Origin of the sequence: Ameyamaea chiangmaiensis (assembly GCF_013376175.1) — a bacterium.
Classification (GTDB): Bacteria; Pseudomonadota; Alphaproteobacteria; order Acetobacterales; family Acetobacteraceae; genus Ameyamaea; species Ameyamaea chiangmaiensis.
Genome location: NZ_JABXXR010000146.1, coordinates 1 through 6,569 on the forward strand (window position 1 = coordinate 1; position 6,569 = coordinate 6,569).

Annotated in this window: 6 protein-coding genes and 1 pseudogene; all 7 read left to right on the forward strand. The window is 66.9% G+C overall.

Annotated features, from left to right (window positions below; genetic code table 11):
* A partial coding sequence (locus tag HUK82_RS13450; protein WP_176614447.1) for a dephospho-CoA kinase occupies positions 1-313 on the forward strand: 313 nt, incomplete at its 5' end.
* Positions 310-1,005, forward strand: a complete 696-nt coding sequence (dnaQ, locus tag HUK82_RS13455) for a DNA polymerase III subunit epsilon (protein WP_176614448.1) — start codon at positions 310-312, stop codon at positions 1,003-1,005. The genes HUK82_RS13450 and dnaQ, both read left to right, overlap by 4 nt.
* A 174-nt stretch (positions 1,006-1,179) precedes the next feature.
* On the forward strand, positions 1,180-3,489 hold the full coding sequence (locus tag HUK82_RS13460; RefSeq protein ID WP_176614449.1) for an adenylate/guanylate cyclase domain-containing protein: 2,310 nt from the start codon (positions 1,180-1,182) through the stop codon (positions 3,487-3,489).
* Positions 3,486-4,331 carry an MlaE family ABC transporter permease gene (locus tag HUK82_RS13465; protein ID WP_176614450.1) on the forward strand — a complete coding sequence of 282 codons (846 nt, stop codon included), beginning with the start codon at positions 3,486-3,488 and terminating at the stop codon, positions 4,329-4,331. Before HUK82_RS13460 ends, HUK82_RS13465 begins: the two co-directional genes overlap by 4 nt.
* 2 nt (positions 4,332-4,333) lie before the next feature.
* Positions 4,334-5,032, forward strand: a complete 699-nt coding sequence (locus HUK82_RS13470; protein WP_176614451.1) for a P-loop NTPase family protein — start codon at positions 4,334-4,336, stop codon at positions 5,030-5,032.
* Positions 5,032-5,988, forward strand: coding sequence for an MlaD family protein (locus HUK82_RS13475; protein WP_176614452.1), 957 nt, complete (start codon positions 5,032-5,034; stop codon positions 5,986-5,988). Before HUK82_RS13470 ends, HUK82_RS13475 begins: the two co-directional genes overlap by 1 nt.
* Positions 5,985-6,569 (forward strand): annotated as a pseudogene (locus HUK82_RS13480) (hypothetical protein); the annotation flags it as partial. The gene HUK82_RS13475 and the pseudogene HUK82_RS13480, both read left to right, overlap by 4 nt.

Here is a 6,569-nt window from a genome sequence, read left to right on the forward strand (position 1 = left end):
GTTCCTGCGGCACTGGCGTCGGCGTGGCGCGCGCTGGGTGGTGCTGGATATTCCGCTGCTGCTGGAGACGGACGGCGCGCGGCAGTGCGACCTGGTCGCGGTCGTGTCCGCGTCGCGTGGCGTGCAGAGGGCGCGCGTGGCGCAGCGGCGTGGCATGAGTGCCGCGCAGGCCGATGCGTTGATCGCCCGCCAGATGCCCGATGCGCTCAAGCGTGCACGGGCGGACATTGTGGTGCATACCGGCGCCTCGCTCGGCCGCACGCGGCGCGAGGTGCGCGCCCTTCTGCGCCGCCTGACACGGGAGACGTCATGAAACGCTCGATTCTGTTCGACACCGAGACCACGGGGCTGGATCCGGCGACGGGCGACCGCGTGATCGAGATCGCGGCCCTCGAACTGATCAGCGATCTGCCGACCGGACGCACGTTTCATGTGCTGATCGACCCCGAGCGCGATATTCCGCCCGAGGCGTCGCGCATACACGGCTTCACGCTCGACGATCTGATCGGCAAACCAAAGTTCGCCGAGGTTGCCGATGATTTTATGGCCTTCATCGGCGATAGCGAGCTGATCGCGCACAATGCGGCGTTCGATTTCGGCTTCATCAATCACGAACTCGGGCGGTGCGGACGCCCGGGTGTGTCGACCACGCGCATGGTCGACACGCTGGCGATCGCCAAGGAGCGCTTCCCGGGCCTGCCGAACTCGCTCGATGCGCTGTGCCGCCGCTTCGGGATCGACCTGTCCGAACGCACCACGCATAACGCGCTGCTCGACTGTCGTCTGCTGGCCGAGGTGTATCTCGAACTGATGGGCGGCCGCCAGCGCGGGCTCGGTCTGGCGGACGAGGGCGACAGCGGCATGCTCGCGGTCCGTTATCCGCCGGTGGCGCACCGCACGCCGCGCCACGTCGTGCCTACCCGGACGGAGCTTGCCGCCCATGCCGCGTTCGTCGGACGGTTGACGGATTCGGTCTGGACGCGAACCGACGACACGCCGGCCTGACGTCCCGCGCGCGGCTGTTACGAATTGACACGTCGCCGGGGGTTGCCGACAACCACTATCAGGGGGTGCGGGCGGCCGATCGCGGCGTGAGGTTGCTCATGTCCCCCGATCCGCCGGGCGCAACGCTTCGTGTGTCGCGCGCGTTCCCTCCCGAGGGGTGACAGGAGAAGACGGTTGGCATCCGAACAGGTGATTGACCCGCGGCAGCGCGACGAACGACGTCTGCGCGGTTTCCTGCTCAGGGTTGGGGTGCCGGTCGGGGGCGTTCTGCTGGTGGTGCTGACCATCGCGGGGGTCAGCCTGCGGTCGTATCAGGTGAGCCGCAAGGGCGCCCTGACGTTGTCGCGCGATCTTCTGGGTGTGCAGCGGGACTACGGCGTGCAGAAGGTGTCGGGCTATCTCGACCCCGCCGCACGCGGGGCATCGATCACGGCGGGTCTGCTGGCCAACGTGCCGGCGAACGAGATCTTTTCGGTGTTCACTCTGCATGCGGGCAGTGGCCTCGCGCAGCTGTCGCAGCTGGATTCCTACTACATCGCCGACGATCAGGGCCAGTTCGCCATGATCCACCGCCGCACGGATACGCGCGGCACCGACGTCGCGACCCTGCGCACGACAGCGGACGGGAATGTCCTGGACCACGTTCTGACCGATGCGGCCGGCACGGTCGTCGGACAGTCGAGCGAGACGATCGCCCGCTTCGACCCCCGCGCGCGGCCATGGTTCCAGGGCGCGATGAGCCATCCGGGCGTCTTCTGGACGCCCCCGTACATGACGGCGAACTCGCATGCCCTTCTGGTGACGACGGCGCAGTCGTTCGTGGGCAAGGACGGGCATCACTATGTCCTGGCGGTCAATATCGGACTTGATACGCTCAGCGATTTTCTCCGGACGCTCAAGATCGGCGCGAGCGGCCACGCGATTGTGTTCGACGGACAGGGCCGGGTGATCGCCGGGCGCCAGATGCGCAAGGTCGCGCAGGAGTCGAACTGGGATCCGGCGCGTATGGTGCCTGATCCGGCACACTACCCCCTGATCGCGCGCGCGTGGGACATCTATCGGGTGCAGGGCTTCGGCACACGACTGATCGCGCGCAAGGGGCGCAGTTTTCTCGTGGTGACCGCACCGCTGGGCCACGCGGGTGACGACTGGGTACTGATGCTGATTGCCGATGAAGCCGATTTCGCACGTTTCGCCCGTGCGAGCGGGCGGCAGAGCTTCGTGTTTTCTCTGGTCGTCGTGTTTCTCACAGTCATTCTCGCCGGTTTTCTGGTGCGGCAGGGACGCCTGACCGAACGCGCCAATCGAAAACTGCGCGAGGCGCGCGCCTTGTCGACCGAGGAAAACCTGGCGCTGGGCCGCGTCGCGGGGCAGCCTGGCCTGTTCGATCCCGGCGAGGAAGCGCTGACCCTGACCGAGGCGCTGGTTCAGGTCGCCCAGGCGCGTCGGGCGTCGCTCTGGCGTCTGACCGAGGATCGCGGACGTATGGTTTGCGAGGACTGTTTCGACGCGGCCCAGGATGCGCACAGCGGCGGGTACGATTATTCGCGCGTGGAAATCGGGGCTTTTTTCGACGCCCTCTCCGATGGTGGTCCGGTCGTCGTGCCCGATGCAGGCACCGATTCGCGAACGCAGGCCTTCTGGCGCGTGTTCATGCACCAGAATGCCACCACGGCCCTGTCGGTCACGCCGTTTCGCGGCGCGGGCGACGTCAACGGGATAGTCGTGCTGGAAGATGCGGCGCGGGCGGCCGAGAGCGTGGCGCCGTTTGTCGATCTGGTCAGCGCGGTGGCGGCCATCCGTTTCGCCACTCGTCCGGCCATCGGCGACAAGGCACATGCCAGCGCCGATCATGCCGCAAGCCGCCCGGAGGGTGCCGCGCATTTCGGCGAGGCCTTCCTGGTCCCGGCGCGCGAAGGGCAGGATATGAGAGAGGGTCTGTTTCCCGCCGTGGCCGTCATGGTCATCATGTTTTCGAACCCGCCTATGGTGGACGGCAAGGATGTCGAGAACCTTCTGGGGCTGGTCGAACGGCTGGCGCGCAAGGTTCAGGACATCGCGGAAACATGCGGTCTGTTTTCCGTCAAGATGGTCGGGCACCGGCTGATCTGCACCGCCGGGTGCACGCCCGAGATCGACGCCGAGGCGCCCACGCGCATCGTCGAGGCCGCCCTTGCGTTGCGCGAGGCCGCCCTCGTGATGCTGTCCCAGGCTGATATAGACCCGATCTTTCGCATTGGCATCGACGTCGGACCCGTGCTGGGCGGCTATCTGGGTGAAAATCCGTCCGTTTTCAATCTGTGGGGGCAGACGGTCTCCATTGCCGAGCGTATGGCGCAGGGTTCGCCCGACTTCGGAACGATTCAGGTCAGTGAGGCCGTTTTTCAGGTTCTGCGCGACCGTTATCTCTTCCGGGCGCGCGGGGCGTTTTTCGCCCCGGGCACGGGCGTCGGTCGGACCTACACGCTGGTGGGTCGGCGATGAGCGCCCCGGGCGTCGATCACGACGCGCCCTTCGGGCGTCTTGCGCGGCTGCGCTGGCGGTTCTTGTCGCTGCTGGCGACGATCGGGCGCGCCACGCGCGCGCAGATGCGGTTCACGCTGATGTTCGTGGGTGTCGCGTGGGGCGTGGTGTGCGAGTCGGTGCGTCCGCACAGCTGGCGGCGCACGACGCGTCTGGAATTCCGTCGCTGTGTCCGTGAAATTGTGGCGGGCGGCTTGCTCAGCGTTTTGGTGACCGCCGTTCTGGCGGGCATCGGCGTGGTGAGCCAGACCGTGTACTGGCTGGGGTTCGCGGGGCTGGCGCAGATGACCGGGTCGATCCTTGTCAGTGTGCTGGTGCGTGACGTGGCCCCGATCCTGGTCGGCATCATCCTGCTGGGGCGAAACGGGATGCTGAGCACCGCCGAACTGGGCCTTTTGAACATCAACGGCCAGATCAGGGGGATTCTGGGCGTGGGCCTCGATCCGTTCACGCTGTTGCTGTTGCCGCGCGCGGTGGCGTTCATGCTGGGCGGTTTCACGCTGGGCATCATCTTTTCCGTCACGACCCTTGTGATGGGTTATATGGCAAGTCGCGTGACGGGGGCCATCAACAGCTCGGTCTGGAGTTTCTTCACCGATGTGGTCAGCAGCATGGGGGCGATCGACTTCGTGCTGATCCCGGTGAAATTCGTGCTGGTCGGCTTTTTTGTCGGCACCGGTAGTTGCCTGACCGGGCTGATGGCGGCACCTCAGGACGATGTCTCGTCGTTGCTGCCGGTCGCGTTTACGCGCGGGATCACGATGGTGATGGTCGTGACGATCCTGTTCAGTCTGAGCCTCTGAGGATGGCCGGTCCTCTGCCTGTTCTCGAGCTTCAGGATGCGATGCCGCTGTTTGACGAGACCGGCATTGCTCCCGCTCCGTTCACGATGCGTCTGCTGCCCGGTGACTGTGCCCTGATCGCGTGCCGCGATGTCGAGCGTGGTGCCATGTTCGCCGATCTGTGCTGCGGGATGGTGACGCTGGCGTCGGGCGTCGTGCGCTGCACCGGTCTCGACTGGACGATGCTGGGGACACTGCAGGCCAATGCCCTGCGCGGTCGCATCGGGCGCGTGTCGCGTCAGGGTGCGTGGCTGGATATTCTGGGCACCGACGCGAACATCGTCCTGCCGCAGCTTCACCATACCCGTCGGCCGGAACGCGATATTCTCGAAGAGGCGCAGGCGCTGGCCGAACGGTTCGGCCTGCCCGGCCTGCCGGTCGAACGCCCCTCACACCTGACGCCCGGCGACCGGCTGCGCGCGGCGCTGGTGCGGGCGTGTCTGGGAACGCCGCTGCTGCTGGTGCTGGAAAACCCGATCGCGGGTGCCGAGAACGAACTGGGTGCCGTGTTCCTCGACGTGCTGACGCGCGCGCGCCATCGTGGCGCCGCGGTCGTTCTGCTGACGCGCGACATCGGACCATGGCGCGGCCAGCACGGATTTTTCACCCACCGCCTGCATCTTCTGGACGAGGGACTGTATGCCATGAGGAGAACCGGCTGATGTTTCACTGGCGTTCCGGCTCATCCGCGCGACCCCTGACGCGCCTGCGATACGCCGATGAATGGGTCGGAGCCCTCGTCCTGCTGGCCGTGGTCGTGCTGGTGGTGGCCATTGTCGAGGCCGGCTTTCTGAAAAACTGGCTGACCCCGCCAGCGCGCCTGCGGATCATCCTGCCGGAGAACGGTGTGGCGGGCCTAGCGGTGGGTGACGACGTCGAGACGATGGGCATCCGCGCGGGGTCGATCCGCCGCATCCGACTCAACGACAACGGCGCGATGTATGCGATTGCGGAAATCGACCCCGATCTCAGGCAGTTTGTTCGGCGCGACAGCACCGCGGTCATCCGTCGCCGTTTCGTGGTGGCCGGGGCCAGCTATATCGAGCTGTCGCGCGGCAAGGGTGAAGCGATGGACTGGGAGTATGCCGCCCTGAACGCCAGCGTCGAACCCAACCCGGCCGACATGATCACCGCCACGGTGGCGGACATCCGCAACCAGACCCTGCCGATTCTGGCCAACGCCAATCACATGATGGCGCAGCTCGACACGACGGTGACCGAGATCCACGCGGGCAAGGGCAATATCGGGCAATTGCTCGAAGACGATCATCTGATCCGTCAGGCCGAGCAGATGGTGGCGACACTGGACGCCACCGTGGCGAAGCTGCAACCGATCGAGACGCAGGTGTCGGGTGTTCTGACCAAGGCGGACGGCACGATGGGCAATCTTCGCGCCGCCAGTGCCGACCTGAAGAAGGCAAGTCCCAAAATCCCGGGCATGACGGCCGATCTGGCCCGCACCGCCGCCGAACTGCCGCCGATGATCACCGAGGCACGGGCCCTGTCACAGTCGCTGCGCAGCCTGAGCGACCAGTTGCGCGGCCTGTGGCTGCTGGGCGGGGGCGGCCAGCCACATCAGCCCGCGACGCGCCTGCCGCCCGATCGGGTGCAGCCATGATCCGCGTTCGAGAGGGCGCGCGTGGGACGTTGATGGCAGCCGTGCTTGTGCTGACGGCCTGCGGCGGTCCCGCAGCCCGGCCCGCCGACCCGTCGCTGGACCAGACGATGCAGGTCGGGCGCGACGCCGCCGACCAGAGCGACGCGGCGGAAGCCGAACGTCAGTATGCCGCCGCGTTCACTCTTGCCCTCGCCCATGACAATGGATCGGGCCTGCGTGACGCGGGCTACAATCTGGCCGTGGTGCAACTGGCCCAGGGCCACGGGGCCGATGCGCTGGCGACGCTGGCGCGCACGCGGGACGGGCTTGCGGCGCGCAATGTGGCCGTCGACCCGGGGCTTGAGCTGGTGGAAGGTGCCGCGCTGCACGAACAGGGCCGTGGTGCGGAGGCTCTGCCGCACCTGTCCTTCGCGCTGGCGTCGTCCGATCCGGCGCTGTCGCTGCGTGCGGCATTGATTATGGCGCGGCTGGGCGATGAGCAGGCACGGCCCGACCTGATCGACACGGCCCATGCCCGCGCGACGGCACTGACCGGGCCGAAGCAGCATCCCGGTGCGGCCGCGCAGGCGGACAGCCTGGAG

Coding starts and splice junctions, on each gene's coding strand:
- HUK82_RS13465 (WP_176614450.1), top strand. CDS start 3,486: ATGAGCGCCCCGGGCGTCGATCACGACGCGCCCTTCGGGCGTCTTGCG.
- dnaQ (WP_176614448.1), top strand. CDS start 310: ATGAAACGCTCGATTCTGTTCGACACCGAGACCACGGGGCTGGATCCG.
- HUK82_RS13475 (WP_176614452.1), top strand. CDS start 5,032: ATGTTTCACTGGCGTTCCGGCTCATCCGCGCGACCCCTGACGCGCCTG.
- HUK82_RS13470 (WP_176614451.1), top strand. CDS start 4,334: ATGGCCGGTCCTCTGCCTGTTCTCGAGCTTCAGGATGCGATGCCGCTG.